The following is a 17,638-nucleotide window of genomic DNA, read 5'->3' as shown; positions in this document are numbered from 1 at the left end:
TATCTACATTTATTGTAAATAGCTTTTCTTTTGTGTTTTTCATTCTCCCTTTTATCCTTTTTATTGTTATTAATTGATGAGAATTCTAATTGTTGTCAATGTTGATTGGTTTTTCATCTCTCATCGTCTTCCCATCGCCGTTGCTGCCCTAGAGAATGGCCATGATGTTTTCATAGCTACAACTTTTACAACCTCTGAAAATAAATCTTTCCTTAGAGATCTTGGCTTTCAAATCTATGATTTATCTATTGATAGAAGTGGTCGTAACCCTCTAGGTTTTTTGGATACTTTTTTTCGTTGTTTTTTTATTGGGATTTTTCTTAAGCCTGATATTGTCCATCTTGTTACCATTCAGCCTGTTTTATTAGGTGGTATTGCTTTTCAGCTTGCGGGTTGTAAGCGAATAATTTATGCGATTTCAGGTTTAGGCCATGTCTTTTTAGGCAAATCAGTCCATGCTCAAGTCAGGCGATTTTTTATCGTACGCCTCTACCGTCTCGCGCTTTCCTCACGGCACCGTATTGTTCTCTTTCAGAATTCTCGTGACAAGGAACTCCTGAAATCATCTTGTAAAATTCCTGCTTCTGATTGTCGTTCTTTAGCTGGATCTGGAGTTGATTTATCTACTTTTACTTTTCATGATTTACCACCTCTACCCTTTACCATTGTTCTTGCTAGCCGATTATTGTCTTCCAAGGGCGTTTTAGAGTTTGTCCAAGCTGCACAGCAACTAAAAAAATCTAATCCCTCTCTTAGATTTCAGTTGGTTGGTAGCCCGGACAGTTCTAACCCGTTGTCAATATCTCCTCTTTTGATTGAGCAATGGGTCTCCGACGGCACTATTGAATATTTAGGTTTTCGCACTGATCTATCCACCATATTATCTAATTCCCATATTTTCTGTCTACCTTCTTATTATCCTGAAGGTTTGCCGAAAGCTATTTGCGAAGCAGCTGCTTGTGGACGTGCAGTTATAACCACAGTTGAGCCGGGATGTCGTGATGCTGTCGTTGAGGGTGTTACTGGTGTTCTTGTTCCCTCTCGTAATTCCTCTGCATTAGCTAGGGCTATAAGTGATTTAACACTTAACCCGGAAAAACTTGTGTCTATGGGGCATGCCGCTCGTAAACATGCTGAGCTTTTTTTTGATATTAAACATATTGTTGAAATGCATCTTCAATTTTATAATGAGTTATTCAACAAATCAGTTTGATGCGTATTCTCATTACTGGTGCTAACGGTTTTGTTGGTCATCGTGCTTGTCTATTATTCCATAAGCTTGGTTTCAAAGTCATTGCTTTTTCTAGGTCGGTATGTGCATTCCCTCCTGGTATTACTCCATTAGTTGCTGACTCATTTTCATCTTTAACTGTTGAACGTTTAAAGTCACTTGATATCAAATGTGTAATTCATTTAGCTGGTTTGGCTCATGTTGCCTCATCAGACTATACTAGTTCTCTTAAACTCGCTAGGCGTTGTAATGTTGATGATACTTTATTCTTGTCTCAGTTAGCCTTTAGTGCTGGTGTTAAGCGATTTATTTTTCTTAGTTCTATTAAAGTAAATGGTGATACTACTTCCGCCTCACGCCCTTTTACCTCTCAGGATATTCCTCTCCCCACAGATCCCTACGCTTTATCGAAGTTAGAGGCTGAGAATCGATTAATTGACTCCTTTTCGAACAGCTCCATGGATATAGTTATCGTACGTCCCCCTCTCATTTACGGTCCAAATTGCAAAGCAAACTTTAAATTATTAGCAAAACTTATTTCACTTAGATTGCCTTTACCATTAGCCTCTGTTATCAATAACCGCCGTAGTTTCATCTTTTTAGATAACCTAATTGATTTTTTGGCGCTTTGTTGTCATCACCCCTTGGCCCCAGGAAATGTATTTCTTGTCAGTGATTGTATTGATGTTTCTACATCATCTCTATTACGCTCTTTAGCTGCCACTATGCGCACTCCTATTCTTCTGTTTCCTTTTCCTGTTTTCTTATTATCTTTGTTCTCTTCTCTTCTTGGCCTATCTTCTCTTTATCAACGTGTTTGTGGTTCTCTTATTCTTGATCCATCCTATGCATGTACATTGCTTGATTGGAAGCCTCCCTATTCCATGCAAGAAGGACTAAGACAATCTTTCACTCCTGATCACACTTTCTGATCGATTTATGTATGTTCTCATTTCTGCAATCCTTAGTTATCTGCTTTTACGGTCGTCTATTCCTTTCTTGCGAAATTTTTTCTTAGATCTTCCCAATATTCGCAGTTCACACGTCATTGCTACTCCACGTGGTGGAGGTTTTGTTTTTGTTGTCATTAGTTTTATTTCTTCGGTTTTTTGTCTTCTTAGTGCTGATGATTCTGTTTTTGTGCGGCTCCCCTTAATTTGTTTTCCACTTGCTGTTGCAGGATTTATCGATGACCGATATAGCCTATCAGCCCTTTTACGTTTTCTCGTTCAGGTTTTTACTGCTTTTTGTTTAGTTTTACAGAGTCCTTTTGTTCAAAATATCCATTTCTCTGACCCGGTTGGCCTTTGCTTATTTCTTGGTGTTTTTCTCTTTCTTCTTGTCGCTTCGATTTCTATTATTAATTTCACTAATTTTATGGATGGGATGGATGGTTTGGTTGCCGGATGTATGATCGTTGCTATTACTTGTGCTTCTATTCTCGTTGATGTGTCCTCTCCTATTTGGATTTTAGTTGGCTCACTTGTCGGTTTCCTGTTTCTCAATTGGTCTCCTGCCATGGTTTTCATGGGTGATGTAGGAAGTACTTTTCTTGGCGCAATATTTATTGGTATTGTATTGCAGTGTCATAGTTGGTTTCACTTTTTTACTAGTTTGCTTGTTGCTACTCCCCTTTTTGCTGATTCCTTTTTTTGTCTTCTTAGACGTTTCAACGCTCGCCAGCCTATTTTCCAGGCCCATCGTCTTCATCTTTTTCAGCGCTTGCATCAGGCTGGCTGGTCACACCAATCTGTATCTTTTTCTTATATAGCAGCCTCTTTATTCTTAGCCCTTGCACTGCTCTTTGGAGGTTTGCTGTTTATTCTCCCACTTTCAGTTCTAGTTATTCTTTATGGTTTTTGGCTTGATCGTTTTGTGGCTACTCCGTTTTTACGTTAAGTAGTTACACTCCATTGCAAATTTTCTTTTTAACTTTCCCTTAGTTTTGCTTTTTGTCGGATATAGCTATTTGTTTTAACTTTCCTTATTTCTAGCTATTCGTTGACATTTTCGGCGCCATCAAACTTCTTCGGTAATGCTAGAATTTCATCAGTGAATCCTCTATCCTTAAATGAAAAGCGATCTTACTCTCTATGAAAAAAATCAGAGCTTCAATTTAATTAACTCGTATCTGCATTCCTTCAGGTATAAGGTCTTGCTCAAGCTTGCTAGATCGCTAAGTGATGAATCCTCAGAACCGCTTAAAGTTCTCGACATCGGATCTGGCACGTCTAGGTGTTACGATATATTAAAAAAGTCAGGTTTTGTTGTAGACTATCATGCTGTAGAAATTGATAGCACTCTTTCCGACGTTGCGCTGCGTTCCTTCGGGGGTAATCCCGATTTTTCGCTTCACGTCGAGAGTGTTGAGTCTTGGATTGGTAAGTTTGATGGTTTTGATTTAATCGTTGCTCATGAAAGTTTTGAGCATATACCCCCTTTAGTTGTATCCAGAGTCATCGATTCCCTTGGGAAGAGTCGTTTTGGTTGTTTGCTTGTGACTGTACCTGTTGAGATTGGTCCTTCCATATTGATTAAAAATATTGGTTCATTTTTGATGGGTTATTCAAGGTATAAAGAATATAGATGGCATGAAACCCTTAGTGCATCTTTGTACCGTTTGGATAACGTTGATCGCCATGTATTGGGTCATAAGGGTTTCGACTGGAGATGGCTGTCTCAAACTCTTAGGTTGAATTTAAAAATTATAAAAACACTTAAATCGCCTTTTCAGTTTATTCCGTCTTTTGTCTCTCCTTCTATTGGTTTCGTTTGTGTTCCCGATTCCTCTTTGATTCGCAAAATATAATTTATTTTTCTTTGTTTATAGTCTCTTTGCCTGTTTCAAATTTTTTTATTTGCTATATGTAGTCCCCCTTTGCTCTGCAATTTCTCTTATGTACTTGCTCGCCAAAGTTATTCCGCTCTTGATATTGCCCTTGTGTCTTTCTTTGGCTTTGTTGTTTTTAGGTTTGATTTTTCGATGGCGAGCACTTTCTCTTGCTGCGTTTCTTATTCTTAGTTTTTTTTCATTAGGTTTTGTTAGCCAAAGTCTCTGGCGCTGGTTGGAAGCCCCCTACAGCCGTCACTCCACCTCGGAGGCTCCGCAGGCCGATGCCGTTGTCGTTCTCAGTGTTGGTCTCCACCCTGCTCCCGGCCCGAATCGGTTGAGCGAGTGGCTTGACCCCGATCGCTTTTTGACCGGTCTTGACCTTTATCGTGCTGGTAAGGCGCCTCGCCTGTTATTCACTGGAGGTGTCAGCCCCTTTAGTCCCGGTCAGCTCCCGGAAGGCCAGCATTATCTCCAGGAAGCTGCATCCCGCGGGGTTCCATTGGCGGCAATGTCGACAACCCTCCCGGTGATCAATACAGCAGAGGAAGCAGCGGCCATTCGCCGCTTACTGCCTACAAGTAAGTCCCGTGTGCTACTGGTGACCAGTGCCTTTCATATGCGACGAGCTCAAAAACTTTTCGAGGCCCAGGGTATACAGGTGTTCCCCTTCCCGGTGGATTTCCAAGCTCGTGGTAGTTGGGCTGGTCCGCTATGGAGTGATCCCACCCAATTGATGCCTACCGCTGGTGCTCTTGCTAACAGTTCCCGCGCCTTGCGAGAACTATTAGGTCGGTTGGTGTATCGGTCCTGGTGACTTTAATCCTCAGAGCGCCGTGCTGTCTCGATCCCCTGTGCGGATCCGCACCACCGATTCCACCGGGCTGATGAAGATCTTGCCGTCGCCGATTTCGCCGGTGCGGGCGGCATCGGCGATCGACTTGACCACGTCTTCCACCCGGTCGTCCTCGACTACCACTTCGATCTTCAATTTCTGCAGGAACTCCACGGTGAACTCTGAGCCGCGATACCGCTCAACCTGGCCCTTCTGGCGCCCGAAACCCCGCACTTCGCTAACGGTCATACCGATGATGCCGGCTTCCACCAGCGCCACCTTCACGTCTTCCAGCTTGAAAGGACGAATGATCGCTTCGACCTTTTTCATGAGGGGAAGTACTGATGGTTCCCTAAGGATGGCGTGCTTACCAGAGCTGTGCGTGACCGCTGTTACAGAACGCTGCTGAAGCTCGACTTCCTAAGTTCACTCTCCAGAACAAGCCCCAAGCGTCCTTTGACCCAGACCCCCCTTTACGGCGAACGCGCCATCGCTGAATCCGAGCTGATTTGCTTCGACAACCCCCGGCCGGGGCGTCCCTATGAGGTGTCGATCGAACTCCCGGAATTCACCTGCAAGTGTCCCTTCTCCGGCTACCCCGACTTCGCGGTGCTGCACCTGATCTACCAACCCGGGCCACGGGTGGTGGAGCTCAAGGCGATCAAGCTGTATGTGAACAGCTACCGCGACCAGTCGATCTCCCATGAGGAGGTCACCAACCGCATTCTTGATGACCTGGTGGCGGTTACCGATCCGGTGTGGATGCAGCTGGAGGCGGATTTCAACCCCCGCGGCAACGTCCACACTGTGGTGCGGGTGAGCCATGGCACCCGTCAGCCCTGCTGAAGCTTTGGTTTAGGCCAGGTCCAGCCAGGCGCGAAGGGCGAGATCCAGAGCTCTGAGTCCGTCGGGGTCCAGAACGCCCACCACTGCACCAATGCTTGTGGTGGGTACCGTGAACAGTTTGTCAGCCATAAGTTGGGACGCCTTCTTCAATCCGTTCCTCGCATTGGGTGTGACCTGGATACGCACAAGCGGCGCATCCAGCAGGGTGCTGGTGAGAGGGCAGAGCGTGACGCTGGGATGACCCTGTAGCCATCGGTTGGCTTGCACCACCACGGCTGGTCTTGGTTTGCCGGAATACGCCCCTGTTGCGGCCAGGGTCACGATCAGTCCGCGCTGCAAAACCACGGCGCTCATGCTGTCCAGTCACTCCAGTCCGGCACTTGCTCGCTCCAATTTGTCTGACGGGCATGCTCGGCAATCAAGGTCGACTGCCGCAGGGCTTCGTCGTTTTGGCCGAACCGTTGCACGTATTGAGCGATGGCTTCGCGGACGCAGGCGCTGCGACTCTTCCCGATGCGTTCCGCCAATTGATCCAGTTGTTGTTCGAGTTCAGGCTCGACGCGAACACCAATGGCCATGGTCACAAGTGTTCAACGCTACGTTGAACATCCTAGCTGGCTCTGATCGATTGGGGGCGGTTGTCATCTTCAGTGCCCACCACTCGCTCCAGCAGCTCCGGCAATTCGGTGGCGAAGGCGGCGAGGTTGCGGTTGCAGAGGCCACCCACGCTGAGGGTTCCATCGGCTGCGATGGCCCACAGCTGCCGAGTGGCCACCAGGCTCAGTCCACCGCCCACCAGCAGCACCGCGAAGCCCAGATACACCAGCGGCACCCCCGGATCCCGTTTCAGCAGCAGCCCACTGGCCGGCAGCACCGCGTCCACCCGCATCGGCAAGCCCTTCACCTCAGCGGCGGGACCACCCGGTCGCAGCCGGGCCAGCTGCTGGCCGTCCGCATCGAACACCGTGGCAGGTCCCTGTTCGCTCTCCAGGCTCAGGAACACCGGTTCGGTTCCATCGGGGCGGGTCGGTAAGACGAGCCCCCAGATCTGATCGCCCAGCTCCGGATAGGTCTGCAACGGCAGCTCCAGCACGGGGCTACGCCCGATCTGCAGGCTGATCGTCGCAAGCGACCAATCCGCCTGGTAAATGGTGATGCCCCGGTGCCGCAGCGGGTGATTGACGCTGATCTCGGCATCCAAGCTTTTGTTGGGTCCCTGCAGCTGCAGAGCGGAGCGGAACTGTTCCGTTCGGCCCGCCGGATCCCGATCAATGGCGAAGCGGTCCAGGGTGATGGTCAGTTGGGTTGTGCCATCGCGATCCAGCAGATCGAGGCTGCGGCCGGGGGCCAGGAAGCGCTCCAAGCGGTTCCCCGCCAGGGCCCCCCAGGCTGCGCCAAGCATCAGCAGCACCAGGCCGGTGTGCACGAGCAGCGGCCCCACCCGGCCGATGGCGCCGCGGCGGGCCGCCAGCCGTTGCTCCTTGCGTTGCACCTGCCATCCGCTCGCCCGCAGCAGTGTCTCCAGCTGCGTCAGCCTCTGGCTGGGGTCTGGGCAGGATCGGCTCTCGGCGATGGCGAGTTTGCTCAGCTGGCGCGGGGTGCGGTAATCAATCCAGCGCCGGGCCGCCACCAGGGCCGGCCACTGACGCCGCCAGCTGCAGAGGATCAGGGCCAGCCCCAGCCAGGCCAGCAGGGCCAGGAACCAGCCGCTGGAATACACGTGATCGAGCTGCAACTGCAGCACCTGCTCACCGTGGAGCAGCCCCAACCAGGGGGTGTCGCCGTAGGCATCGATGTAGCTGGCGGGGGGATCCCCCTGGGGGATGCCGGTGCCGATGGCACTGGCCAGGGCAATCAGCAGCAGCAGCATGATCGCCAGCCGCAGATCGCTGAGCCAGGCCGCCAGGCGTTTCAGTGGGTCCATCCCGCTCGTCATCCCCATCAGCTCCAGCGGGCCAGCAGGGTGAGCAGGCCGCTGGTGAGCAGCACCACTCCACTGGCTGGCGGCACCCAGCGACTGATGCCCCTCAGGGCCAGAAGTTTGGGAATGGCGGCGGCAAAGGTGCCCGCCAGCAGCAGGGGCAGCACCTGGCCGATCCCGAAGCTGCTCAGCAGGGCCACCCCCGCCAGGGGACGACCGCTCTGGGCGATCCAGCCCAGCAGCACCGCCAACACGGGGGTGGTGCAGGGGGAGGCCGCCAGCCCAAAGGCCAGCCCTGCTGCCACCGGTGCCAGCGGCGCCGGCACCTTCTGGCGCCACTGCTCCGGATCTGGACCGCTGGGCAGCGGAATCCGCAGCACCCCAAGCAGGTTGAGCCCCATCGCCACCGCCAGGAGTGCCACCAATGTGGGGATCAGCGCCGGCACCTGCCCGTAGATCCGCCCCAGCAGCCCGCTGACGCTGCCCAGCACCACCAGGGCACCGACAATGCCGCCGCAGAAGGCGAGGCTGCGCTGCCAGGCCGGTTGGCCATCCTCAAAGCCCGCCAGGTAGGCCAGCGTCACCGGCAGCAACGACAGCGAACAGGGGCCGAGGCTGGTGAGGGCACCGCCGCCGAACACCAGCGCCAGGGTGAGCGGGCCAGGCTCTGCCAGGGCGCGCCGCAGCAGCTCTTCGCTGCTCTGGGCCAAATCGGAGAGCAGCAGCAGGTCCACAGGTGCCCTTAAGTCCCAAAAGCCTATCCAGCCAAGCCGTTGCAAAGGTCAGGCTCAATAGGAGGCGTAGCCCTTTTCTTCGATCAGGTGAGAGCCGGTGGCGGTGTTGATCTGCCGTTTCAGCGCAGCCCGCTGGTCATTGCAGCGGTACACCGAGCGCGCCAGCGCGATGAAGCGGTCGTCAAAGCATCCGTTTGCCTCTCGTTCACGGATGTCGTCTTCGATCGTCCAGAGCTGCTGGTTGATCTCAGACAGCGCCTTAACGAGTTCCGTTGGCAGTTCCATCCCACATTTTTTCAAGACACCCTCCAGCAGCGTGAGCTCCCGTTGCACGTTGACTAAGGCTTCACCGCTGAACCTGTTGGCCTTGATCTGCAGGATGATGATCTTGTCGACCAACTCCCCAACTGAAACGGGAATTTGCACCTCCATCAGCGTTGACGCAACGACCGTTGGCGCCCGTTGGATCGTCCCCCGATCAAGCCGGTGGATTCCAGGGAACAGCGGATCAGCAGGCCCAGGATCACCAGGCTCGACATCAGCGAGTTGCCGCCGTAGCTGATCAAGGGCAGTGGCAGACCGGTGGTGGGCATCGCCCCAGAGGCCACCGCGATGTTCAGGATCGACTGACCCACGAGGATCGTCGTGCAGCCGATGGCCACGAGCCGGGACTGGTTGCTTCGGCAGCGCAGGGCCACCCGCAGCCCCACCCAGGCCACCAGCATCAGGAACAGCAGCAGCAGCACTGAACCCACGAATCCAAATTCCTCGGCGAACACCGCGTAGATGAAATCGGTGCTCTGGATGGGCAGGTATTGGAGTTTCTGGGTGGAGAGGCCATAGCCCTGTCCCATCCAACCGCCCGATCCGATCGCCAGCAGGCTCTGCACCAGCTGATAGCCATCTCCCATCGGGTCGTTCCAGGGATCCAGAAACGACACCACCCGGATCCGCTGGTATTCGTTGATCAGAATGCTTGCGGTGCCCAGCAGCGATCCCGCCAGGGCGGTGCCCAACAAGCTGCGCCACCGCAGGCCGGCTCCCAGGGCCACCATCCAGAGGGTAAGTCCCATCAGGGCCGCTGTGGAGAGGTTGGGTTGCTTGAGGATGAGCAGCAGCAGCCCGCCGAAGCTCCCCAGCCAAAGCAGCTTCTGGTCGAGGCTCATGCGGTTCCAGGGGGCGAACAGGTTGGCGGCCTGCAGCACCACGAAGGGTTTCACCAGCTCCGAGGGCTGCATCTGCAGCGGACCCAGCACCAGCCAGCGGCTGGCGCCGTTCACCGTGGTGCCCATCACCAGGGTGGCGGCGATCAGCAGGCAGCCCATCCACAGCCCTGGGCCTGACCAGCGCAGCCATCGCCGCAGGTTGGTGGAGATCGTGATGCCCAGCAAACTCCAGCTGGCCAGGAGCCAGATCGCCTGCCGTTTCAGATAGAAACCGCCATCGCCCATTTCCCGTAGGGCCACCCACCAACTGGCGGACGCCAACACCACCAGCCCTGCCACACTCCAGAAGCCCGCCAGCCCCATCAACAGGCGAGCTTCTGCTGGCCAGAGCTGCCACGGCAAGGGCAGCAGCCGCTGAACCAGAGGCGACGTCTGAGTCTCTTGCTTACCCCGTCGTCTCGAAGCTCTTTGTAGGGCTGTCGCCTGACCCAAACGTTTGCTCAACCAGCATCAATGCACCATTGAGCCGTGAAATGCTTGCCTTGCCAAGGCACTGATTGAAGAGAATTGTTGGCTGGGAGTCTTTGCAGGGCTTGATGAGCAGCGGTTTCGCTTATGCAACGTTCAACCGCTCATGCTCAACTTCCCATTGCACGTGGGATCCCCAGGATTGCTGGCGCACCCAGCAGCGTCCGCCGCGGCAGTGAAGCACCTGGAAAGGCGGCAGGTCGCAGGGCTGGTTGTCGAGTCGCACAAAGCTGCCCGGCTGCAAAAGCGGCACCACCTTGGCGGGTTGGGGGCGGTGGTTGGACACGTCCCTCGACGCGAAGAGAGGCAATCCTCTTGGCAGAACAGGCTCCAGCCGCTGGATCGCCGGTTTTCTTCGGGATCGGTCTGCTTTTATGTCGCAATGGCGTCCAAACAGCGTCTTGATCTGGAACTCCTGACCCGTGGATTGGTCAGTTCACGCCAACAGGCGCAGCAATTGATTCGTGCTGGAAAGGTGCGGGATGGCGCCGGCACCCTGTTGGACAAGCCCGGAACGGAGGTGACGCCGGAGCGAGAACTGCGGGTGGAGCAGCCCCCCCGCTTCGTCTCTCGAGGGGGTGAAAAACTGTTGGCGGGCTTGAAGGCTTTCCCTGTAGTGGTGGAGGGGCGCGTCTGCCTGGATGGCGGCATCTCCACCGGCGGCTTCACCGATTGCCTGCTGCAGCATGGCGCCACCCGTGTTTATGGCGTTGATGTGGGCTATGGCCAAACGGCCTGGAGCTTGCGAACCGACGAACGGGTTGTGCTACGGGAACGCACCAACCTGCGCCATCTCCAGCCCGACGATCTCTATGGGGCCGACGACCCCTGGCCCAGTTTGGCGGTCACCGATGTGTCGTTCATTTCCCTGCGGCTGATTCTTCCGGCGTTGCGCCGGTTGTTGCGGGGGGTCGACACCGATGCTCTGGTGCTGGTGAAGCCGCAGTTTGAGGTGGGCAAGAGCCGCGTCGGCAAGGGGGGCGTGGTGCGTGACCCTGCGGCCCACCGGGATGCCATTGAATCCGTGATTGCAGCGGCGGCAGAATCGGGTTGGCAGCCCCAGGGCTTGGTGGCTTCGCCGATCACAGGGCCTGCCGGCAACCACGAGTACGTGCTCTGGTTGGGGGAGGGAGATGCCGCTGTTCTTCCGGATCTCGATGCTTTGGTGGCGCAGACCCTCCAGACTTGATGGCAAATAAAAAAGCCCGGTATTGAACCGGGCTCGGAATTCGCTTTGGAGCGGAGTTCAGTTGCCTACGTTGACCTGCTGACCCCCGGTGCAGAGCTCCACCTTGATGATGCGGCCGCCCTGCTTTTGGATGCGCTGTTGTTCAGCGAACCAGCTGTCATAGGGCACCCACTTGGTGAAGAAGGTGTTCTGCAATTCGCGCTGCGTCCGAACCTTTTCAGGGCTGGGGATGCAGGCGGTGACTTTGAACAACCGCATGGGGCTCAGTTGCCGAGACCGGAGCAGATGTAGTCGAAGTAGACACCCATTTCCTTGCCGGCATCAGCACCGACCAGTCCGGCGGTGACTTCCTTCATGGCTTGGATGGCCTGAACGGTGGCGCCGATGGGCACACCCAGGGAGTTGTAGGTCTCCTTGAGGCCGTTCAGAACACGCTCGTCGAGAATCGATGTGTCACCAGCCAACATGGCGTAGGTGGAATACCGCAGGTAGTAGTCCAGATCGCGGATGCAGGCTGCGTAGCGGCGGGTGGTGTACATGTTGCCGCCCGGACGGGTGATGTCCGAGTACAGCAGAGCTTTGGCCACGGCATCGCGGATGATGGCCGAAGCATTGGCGCTGATGGTGGCGGCAGCGCGCACGCGCAGTTCACCGCTGGCGAAATACGACTCGAGGCTGCCCATCGAAGCCGTGTCCAGGTAGAGGCCCTGGACGTCCGACTTATTGATGACGTTGGTGATGGCGTCTTGCATGGATCCGTGAGGAGGCGAGGGAGAAAATCAGCGTGCGGTTCAGGCGAGGGCGCCAACCACGTAGTCGAAGTAGGTGCCGGCTTCCTCTGCGTCGGCTCCGGTAAGGAGACCCATGGCGACGATCTTCATCTCGCGCACGGATTCAGCCAATGCTTCCAGGGGTGTGCCCAGGGAGCGGTAGAGCTCTTTAGCGCCAATCACACCGATCTCTTCGATCGGCGTGACGTCACCGGCAACGATGCCGTAGGTGACGAGGCGGAGGTAGTAATCCATGTCACGCAGACATGTGGCGGTCATCTCTTCGCCGTAGGCGTTGCCGCCGGGGGAGATGACGTCGGGACGCTTCTGGAACAGCTGACCACCAGCCTGCTTGACGATGCGCTCGCGGCTCTCGCACAGGACCTGGGCCACGCGCAGACGGCGTTGACCGCCGGTGACGAAGGCTTTGATCTGGTCGAGTTCGCCAGGGCTGAGGTAGCGGGCTTCGGCGTCCGCGTTGATGATCGAGTTGGAGACGATGCTCATGCAGTTCTGCCTCGAAACAAGCGGCCGCCCGTAGGAGACCGGTATCCGGTGAATAAGGGGTGATCCCGAGGGATCGCGTCCCAGACTAAAGGCTGGGACAGGGGGTCGAAGCGTTGGGAGTGAGACTTGTTCACATCGGTCAACACTGACCGGGGTGAGCTCGCTCCCTTGGATTCGGCTGATGCATTCTGCGCTGGCGATGGCCAGGGAAATTTGGCCAGGTAACAGTTCTTCACGGCGCGTCTGTTCTGCGGAGAAGCCTTGCCATCACTGCGATCTGTGAGATCGACACTGAGTGGTCCTGACGCACAAAAATGATCCCGATGAAGCCTTACTTCACCGGGATTGGATCACAGAAACCACCATGATTTGTGGAGGCTTTTTGTCAGCGAGATGGAGACCTGAGGATCAGATCGCGTCGCCCGTGGGTGGATTCAGGCCGGCATTGCCGCGGTAGAGCGAAGCCGTGCGCTGGATGGTGGCTTGGTTGACCCCTGATGCCGTCGCCATGCCGTCGACGCGGGGCACCGTCGTGCTGATCCGTTCCGCCAAAAGTTCAGTCACGGCAGCGCCATGACCCGCTTGAGCGCGGGTGATCAGGAAGCGGCTGGTCTCCGCTGGGGTGGTGGCCCGTCCCAGCAGAGCCAAACCTGCCGCGGACGCGGCCCGAAGGGGTGCCATCGTGGCGATTCGGTTCTGGAACGCTTCGCTCATCGCTACTTCAGCAATGAACTCGGTCAGGTCAATGTCCTGATTGCGCAGCCGTGATTCTGCGCTGATCAGACGCTCATTCCCTGTGGGAACACGGTTGAGAAGCTGCTTGTAAGTTGCATTCACAGCAGTCTGGAGCTCATCTTCGCTGCACGGCTGTTTCAGCTCCAGCGTCGCGGGTAGTCCACCCCGCAAGCGGAATCCTTCAGCGCCTTCTGTGACAAGAGCCATGCCCATGCGTGGGAGTGCTTGCCCGCTCCGCGCGTTGGAAGAAATCAGCTCAACGCTCCATGACCGGCCACCAATGCTGGTTGGCGTTGAGTTGCTGGCTCGCCGCATCGGGAAGCCAGTCCTGTTGGACGCAAGACGTTGTTGACGCACCACCGACAGCCAACTGGGCGCACCTGCGTTTCCGCTCGTCGTTGTCGTGAAGTCTTGGGTGGCTGTCTTTTGCGTGTCGGGCAGGTTGCGTGGCGTCACATCGCCACTACTGCGGAATGCCTCGGACCGCTGTGTTTCTGGACGGCTGCTGAGGGTGAGGTCAGCGGCAGCCTCAAGCTTGAGAGCACGTGACCAGCCTGGAGTTCGGCGTGCAGTCACATCACCAGGTGTGATGAAACGTTCGTAGGGGACTGTGTCGGCCCCAAAAGCTTCGCTGTAGTCCTTGCTGTCGATTAGTGCGTCCACCACGCCGTAGAAGCCCTGTCTTGCGGCTGTATCGAAGAGCGCATCGATTTCCCAGCGGCCGAAGGTGGGTCGGCCCAGCAAACGCCGATGCATCACTTCGATCGCCTTCACGATGTAGAGACCGCTCCAGTAGCGGCGTCGGAAAGCATCGGATTTGGCGACTGCCCGAACAAAATCCTTGAGAGAGATGTCTCCATTTTCGAGGCGGGCTTCATCAGAGCTCATCCGCTCTCCCGCATAGCCGCCGTTGCCGAGCACTTGCACGTAAACAGCCTTGATGACGGCTTGGGTGCTGGCCTCAGTCGTACGGACGCTGGGCTGACCACCTCGCCCTGGATTCACAGTGCCACCCGTGGCGATCTGCTGAAGTCGCATCACACGCGGACCACCCTTGCGGGGGCGGCTCTTGCGGAAACTGTCGCTGTCCAGTTGGCCAGGGCTGTTGAGGCCGTTGCTCACGAGCAATCGGCGACTGTCGTAGCCGTAGGGGGCTGGTCGGGTGGCGACTGAGGCGGTTCCGCTGGGGAAGATGGCGCCGAATTTGTTCGCCACCGGATCATTGCCACCGCCGTAGACGTGCTGGTCGGCAAAGGGCTGGCGGTAGGAGGCGTAGAGGGTGACGTACTGCGGTGCGCCATCGAACGGGGCGCTGAAGTTGAACAGCTTGCGGTTGGAGCCCCAGCCGGCACTTTCCTGAGCTTCCGTGCCGAGATCGCGCAGGTAGGGAACGGTTTCCTCTCCGAAGGCCTGGGCGTATTCCGAGGAATTCACCAGCACATCCACAAGACCCTTGAGGCCCTGGTCGCTCAGGATGGCGAACGACTTGCGGAACTCCTCAAGGGAGCTGATGCCCCGGCCGAGGAAGTGGCGGTAAGCCAGTTCCACCACGCGGCTGTTGACGAAACCGTCGTGGAACTGCTGGCGGTATTCCTTGCTGCGGCCAAGGGCGCGAACGAATTCGCGCATTGAGATTTGGCCCTGGCTGACAGCGCTGGCCTTATCGGCACAGGGGGTCTGGGAGTAGCCCTTGGCGATGTCGCGCTCAAACACCTGGCGGTAGGCGGCACGAATGATTTCTGCTTTTTCGGCTCCGGACAGACCGGGACGCATTTCAAACAGCTGGCGTCCTTCCGAGGCCAGGGCGTAGATCGCCGGCAGCTGCAGGCCCTGCTGCACTGCACTCCCCTGGCGCTGCTTCGTGCTGGGGGTGGGGATGGCCAGCTCCTGCAACAGCACGTTGAAGCAGTCGATGGTCATCTGCCGGGCCTCAGGACGATCCCGCAGCAGTTCCGCTGAAGCAGCCCGCATTTCCTGAAGAGCCACGTTGGTTGCCGCCAGGGAGCAGTTCTCAAGAAGGATGTCCCGCAGGCCGCGGGTGTTCACCGCAAGGATGCTGGGGTCTCCCGCCACCAGGGCGTAGCCCACGTAGCGCAGGAACCAACCCATGTCGCGGACCGACTTGCGCATGAAGGCCGGGCCGTACTTGGCCACGCTGATGGCGTTGAAACCGGTGGGGAGCACAACCCGCACGTCGGCATCGCCGCCGGCTCCTTCCAGCAGGCGGGTGAGGAAGTTGCCCCGCTTGGTGCTGTTGCTGTCGCCGGTGAAGGTGCGCACCGACTGCTCAAACGCGGCTTGGTCAGCAGCCAGCGGGGTGGCTTCCTGAGCTGTTGAACGCCCGGTTTCGCCTGTTGTCAGGGGCGCTTCAAGGAAGGAGAGGGGCGTTCCTCCAACAAAAATTCTGTTGGCGGCGCGGGCCACGATGGCCTCGGCGTTGGCCGCAATGATCCGGGACGCTTCGATCCGGTCCTGACCGGTTCGAAAGAAGGTCACAAGACTGTCCAGTTCCCCGTTGTCCGGGAAACGGTCCTGCTGCTCTGCCTGACGGACGCTGGAGAGCGGCAGAGTGTCGAACAGTTGGGGAGACACGCGCGGGCTGCCGCTGCTGGCGGTCACTGTCATCGACGAAAGCAAGCCGGATCGCGCCACGTTACGGCTGCCGGGATGGCGCTCCGTGGCCCCATGAACAAATGTTTGCAGGCCTTGCAGTGCTGCAGCGGATCCATGGGTCTGACGTGAAAAGCTCGCAGGCGCGAAATCAGCGCTGCATGACCCACCCCAAGCCCAGTGATGCTGCGACTCCCGTGGTGAGTGCGTTTTATGACCGCTTTCCCTTCCCGGGGGATCCACTGCAAGACGGGCCGCCACCTGGATACAACTGGCGTTGGTGTCATCGCAGCGTTCGGGCTGCCGTGTACGGATCGATCCCTGCAGGGATGGAGGCGCCGCGGATCCTCGATGCCGGGTGCGGAACCGGGGTGAGCACCGATTACCTCTGCCATCTCAACCCGGGGGCTGATGTGCTCGGGGTGGACATCAGTGATGGGGCGCTGGCGGTGGCGCGGGAACGCTGCCAGCGCTCCGGGGCGGCCGAGCAAGTGACCTCGCTGCGTCAGGAGCGGCGCAGTCTTCTTGATCTGGCCGACGAAGGGGCCTTCGACTACATCAATTCGGTGGGGGTGTTGCATCACCTGGATCAGCCGGAGGCGGGGCTGCGCTCCCTGGCGGATCGCCTGGCTCCGTCTGGTCTGCTGCATCTCTTTCTTTACGCCGATGCCGGTCGCTGGGAGATCCATCGCACCCAGAAAGCGCTGAGTCTTCTGAATGCCGGCACAGGCTCGGAGGGCCTGCATCTGGGGCGGGAACTGTTCGAGACCCTGCCTGAGGGCAATCGCCTGGCCCGTCATCACCGGGAACGCTGGGCCGTGGACTGCGCGCCTGACGCGAATTTCGCAGACATGTACCTGCACCCGCAGGAAACCAGTTACAACCTCGAGCGTCTTTTCGCGTTCATCGATACGGCGGGTCTGCATTTCGCCGGCTTCTCCAATCCGGAGGTCTGGGATCCAGCCCGCCTTCTTCAGGGAGAGCTGCTGGAGCGAGCCCAGGCCTTGCCACCGCGTCAGCAGTGGGAGCTTGTGGAGCAGCTGGATCCCGACATCAGCCACTTCGAGTTCTTTCTCTCTGCGGCACCAGTGGAGCGAGCTTGCTGGAGTGATGAGGCCCTCGGCCAGGCCAGGGGTTTCGTTCAGCCCTGCCTCTGGGGAGAACCCGATCCGATTCTTGGTCGCAACATGGAGCCCATTCAGCTCACGGATGCCGACCGCTCCCTGCTGCGGACTGTCGCTGAGCAGCCGCAACAGAGGCTGGGGGCCCTTGCGTCTCCGGATCAGATCCGCGATCTTGTGGATCGCCAGCTGCTGCTGTTGCAGGAATAACAGCAGCGAACGCGTGATAGATTCCGCGCGCCATTTCAGGCAGCGCTTGGAAGATTTTTACCGTCTTCAACGTCGCCTGCTGTTGGCCACCGTTCTGGTGTCAATCGTCACGGTTCCGATCGTGGCTCTCACCATGAATCTCTCGGTGGCCGGCAGTGTTCTTGTGGGCTCCTGCGCCGGACTTCTGTACGTTCGCTTGTTGGCTCGCAGTGTGGCCCGGCTCAGTGACCAGTCCCGTGGACTGGGGCGTTTTCAGCTCATCGTTCCAACCCTGCTTGTGGTTGGTTCGGCCAAGCTGCCTCAGCTCGATCTGCTGCCGGCCTTCCTGGGATTCCTTCTCTACAAGCCCGCCCTGATTCTTCAGCACGTCCTCGACGACCGCTGAGTCTGAGCACTTTTCTCTGC

The 17,638-nt window shown here is 56.7% G+C and carries 21 protein-coding genes; 9 read left to right on the top strand and 12 right to left on the bottom strand.

The window, feature by feature from the left end; all coding sequences use genetic code 11:
* The first annotated feature begins 76 nt into the window (after positions 1-76).
* From NCN05_RS06625 to NCN05_RS06605, 5 genes are all read left to right on the top strand, one after another.
* Positions 77-1,213 (top strand): glycosyltransferase family 4 protein, encoded by a 1,137-nt coding sequence (locus tag NCN05_RS06625; protein ID WP_250397476.1) that lies wholly within the window; start codon positions 77-79, stop codon positions 1,211-1,213.
* Complete coding sequence (locus NCN05_RS06620) at positions 1,213-2,163, top strand: NAD-dependent epimerase/dehydratase family protein (protein WP_250397475.1); 951 nt, start codon at positions 1,213-1,215, stop codon at positions 2,161-2,163. Before NCN05_RS06625 ends, NCN05_RS06620 begins: the two co-directional genes overlap by 1 nt.
* Positions 2,164-2,230: 67 nt before the next feature.
* Positions 2,231-3,130, top strand: a complete 900-nt coding sequence (locus NCN05_RS06615) for an MraY family glycosyltransferase (RefSeq protein ID WP_250397474.1) — start codon at positions 2,231-2,233, stop codon at positions 3,128-3,130.
* Positions 3,131-3,302: 172 nt separating this feature from the next.
* On the top strand, positions 3,303-4,040 hold the full coding sequence (locus tag NCN05_RS06610) for a class I SAM-dependent methyltransferase (RefSeq protein ID WP_250397473.1): 738 nt from the start codon (positions 3,303-3,305) through the stop codon (positions 4,038-4,040).
* 88 nt (positions 4,041-4,128) lie between these two features.
* Positions 4,129-4,878 (top strand): YdcF family protein, encoded by a 750-nt coding sequence (locus tag NCN05_RS06605; RefSeq protein WP_250397472.1) that lies wholly within the window; start codon positions 4,129-4,131, stop codon positions 4,876-4,878.
* Positions 4,879-4,887: 9 nt separating this feature from the next.
* Here the strand turns inward: NCN05_RS06605 and NCN05_RS06600 are convergent, their stop codons facing one another.
* Entirely contained in the window at positions 4,888-5,226 is a 339-nt protein-coding gene (locus NCN05_RS06600; RefSeq protein WP_186541119.1) for a P-II family nitrogen regulator, read from the bottom strand.
* A gap of 126 nt (positions 5,227-5,352) precedes the next feature.
* Here NCN05_RS06600 and queF point away from each other — a divergent pair, with 126 nt between their 5' ends.
* Positions 5,353-5,742, top strand: a complete 390-nt coding sequence (gene queF / locus NCN05_RS06595) for a preQ(1) synthase (protein WP_250397471.1) — start codon at positions 5,353-5,355, stop codon at positions 5,740-5,742.
* A 9-nt stretch (positions 5,743-5,751) separates the two neighbouring features.
* Here the strand turns inward: queF and NCN05_RS06590 are convergent, their stop codons facing one another.
* From NCN05_RS06590 to NCN05_RS06560, 7 genes are all read right to left on the bottom strand, one after another.
* Positions 5,752-6,096: a type II toxin-antitoxin system PemK/MazF family toxin gene (locus tag NCN05_RS06590; RefSeq protein ID WP_250397470.1), complete on the bottom strand. Its 345-nt coding sequence runs from the start codon at positions 6,094-6,096 to the stop codon at positions 5,752-5,754.
* Positions 6,093-6,320, bottom strand: a complete 228-nt coding sequence (locus NCN05_RS06585) for a ribbon-helix-helix protein, CopG family (RefSeq protein WP_250397469.1) — start codon at positions 6,318-6,320, stop codon at positions 6,093-6,095. The genes NCN05_RS06590 and NCN05_RS06585 overlap by 4 nt, the downstream gene beginning before the upstream one ends.
* Positions 6,321-6,352: 32 nt before the next feature.
* Complete coding sequence (locus NCN05_RS06580; RefSeq protein WP_250397485.1) at positions 6,353-7,678, bottom strand: cytochrome c biogenesis ResB family protein; 1,326 nt, start codon at positions 7,676-7,678, stop codon at positions 6,353-6,355.
* Between the two features lie 5 nt (positions 7,679-7,683).
* Positions 7,684-8,397, bottom strand: a complete 714-nt coding sequence (locus NCN05_RS06575) for a cytochrome c biogenesis CcdA family protein (protein ID WP_250397468.1) — start codon at positions 8,395-8,397, stop codon at positions 7,684-7,686.
* 54 nt (positions 8,398-8,451) lie between these two features.
* A complete protein-coding gene (locus NCN05_RS06570; protein WP_250397467.1) occupies positions 8,452-8,829 on the bottom strand; it encodes a DUF6165 family protein in 378 nt (125 codons plus the stop codon).
* Positions 8,829-10,067, bottom strand: a complete 1,239-nt coding sequence (locus tag NCN05_RS06565) for an FtsW/RodA/SpoVE family cell cycle protein (RefSeq protein ID WP_502988804.1) — start codon at positions 10,065-10,067, stop codon at positions 8,829-8,831. The genes NCN05_RS06570 and NCN05_RS06565 overlap by 1 nt, the downstream gene beginning before the upstream one ends.
* 109 nt (positions 10,068-10,176) lie before the next feature.
* Positions 10,177-10,377, bottom strand: a complete 201-nt coding sequence (locus NCN05_RS06560) for a hypothetical protein (RefSeq protein WP_114989513.1) — start codon at positions 10,375-10,377, stop codon at positions 10,177-10,179.
* 96 nt (positions 10,378-10,473) lie between these two features.
* On the opposite strand from NCN05_RS06560, the gene NCN05_RS06555 reads away from it, so the two are divergent.
* Positions 10,474-11,280 (top strand): TlyA family RNA methyltransferase, encoded by an 807-nt coding sequence (locus NCN05_RS06555; RefSeq protein WP_250397466.1) that lies wholly within the window; start codon positions 10,474-10,476, stop codon positions 11,278-11,280.
* 57 nt (positions 11,281-11,337) lie between these two features.
* Here the strand turns inward: NCN05_RS06555 and NCN05_RS06550 are convergent, their stop codons facing one another.
* The 4 genes from NCN05_RS06550 to NCN05_RS06535 form a co-directional block, all read right to left on the bottom strand.
* Entirely contained in the window at positions 11,338-11,538 is a 201-nt protein-coding gene (locus NCN05_RS06550) for a phycobilisome linker polypeptide (RefSeq protein ID WP_006851140.1), read from the bottom strand.
* Positions 11,539-11,543: 5 nt separating this feature from the next.
* A complete protein-coding gene (gene apcB / locus NCN05_RS06545) occupies positions 11,544-12,032 on the bottom strand; it encodes an allophycocyanin subunit beta (RefSeq protein WP_250397465.1) in 489 nt (162 codons plus the stop codon).
* A gap of 39 nt (positions 12,033-12,071) precedes the next feature.
* A complete protein-coding gene (apcA, locus tag NCN05_RS06540; RefSeq protein ID WP_006849995.1) occupies positions 12,072-12,557 on the bottom strand; it encodes an allophycocyanin subunit alpha in 486 nt (161 codons plus the stop codon).
* A 408-nt stretch (positions 12,558-12,965) separates the two neighbouring features.
* On the bottom strand, positions 12,966-15,917 hold the full coding sequence (locus tag NCN05_RS06535; RefSeq protein ID WP_250397464.1) for a phycobilisome rod-core linker polypeptide: 2,952 nt from the start codon (positions 15,915-15,917) through the stop codon (positions 12,966-12,968).
* 146 nt (positions 15,918-16,063) lie between these two features.
* Between NCN05_RS06535 and NCN05_RS06530 the strand changes: the two genes are divergently transcribed.
* Together NCN05_RS06530 and NCN05_RS06525 are read left to right on the top strand one after the other, a co-directional pair.
* The gene (locus NCN05_RS06530; RefSeq protein ID WP_250397463.1) at positions 16,064-17,233 is read left to right on the top strand and encodes a class I SAM-dependent methyltransferase; all 1,170 of its coding nucleotides are present in this window, start codon (positions 16,064-16,066) and stop codon (positions 17,231-17,233) included.
* Positions 17,234-17,279: 46 nt separating this feature from the next.
* Positions 17,280-17,618 carry a hypothetical protein gene (locus tag NCN05_RS06525; protein WP_250397462.1) on the top strand — a complete coding sequence of 113 codons (339 nt, stop codon included), beginning with the start codon at positions 17,280-17,282 and terminating at the stop codon, positions 17,616-17,618.
* Positions 17,619-17,638 lie beyond the last annotated feature (20 nt).

It is taken from the genome of Synechococcus sp. MU1651 (genome assembly GCF_023630635.1).
Lineage (GTDB): Bacteria > Cyanobacteriota > Cyanobacteriia > PCC-6307 > Cyanobiaceae > Parasynechococcus.
Note: the sequence above shows the minus strand (reverse complement) of the source record. Positions and strands in the feature narration are given on the sequence as shown.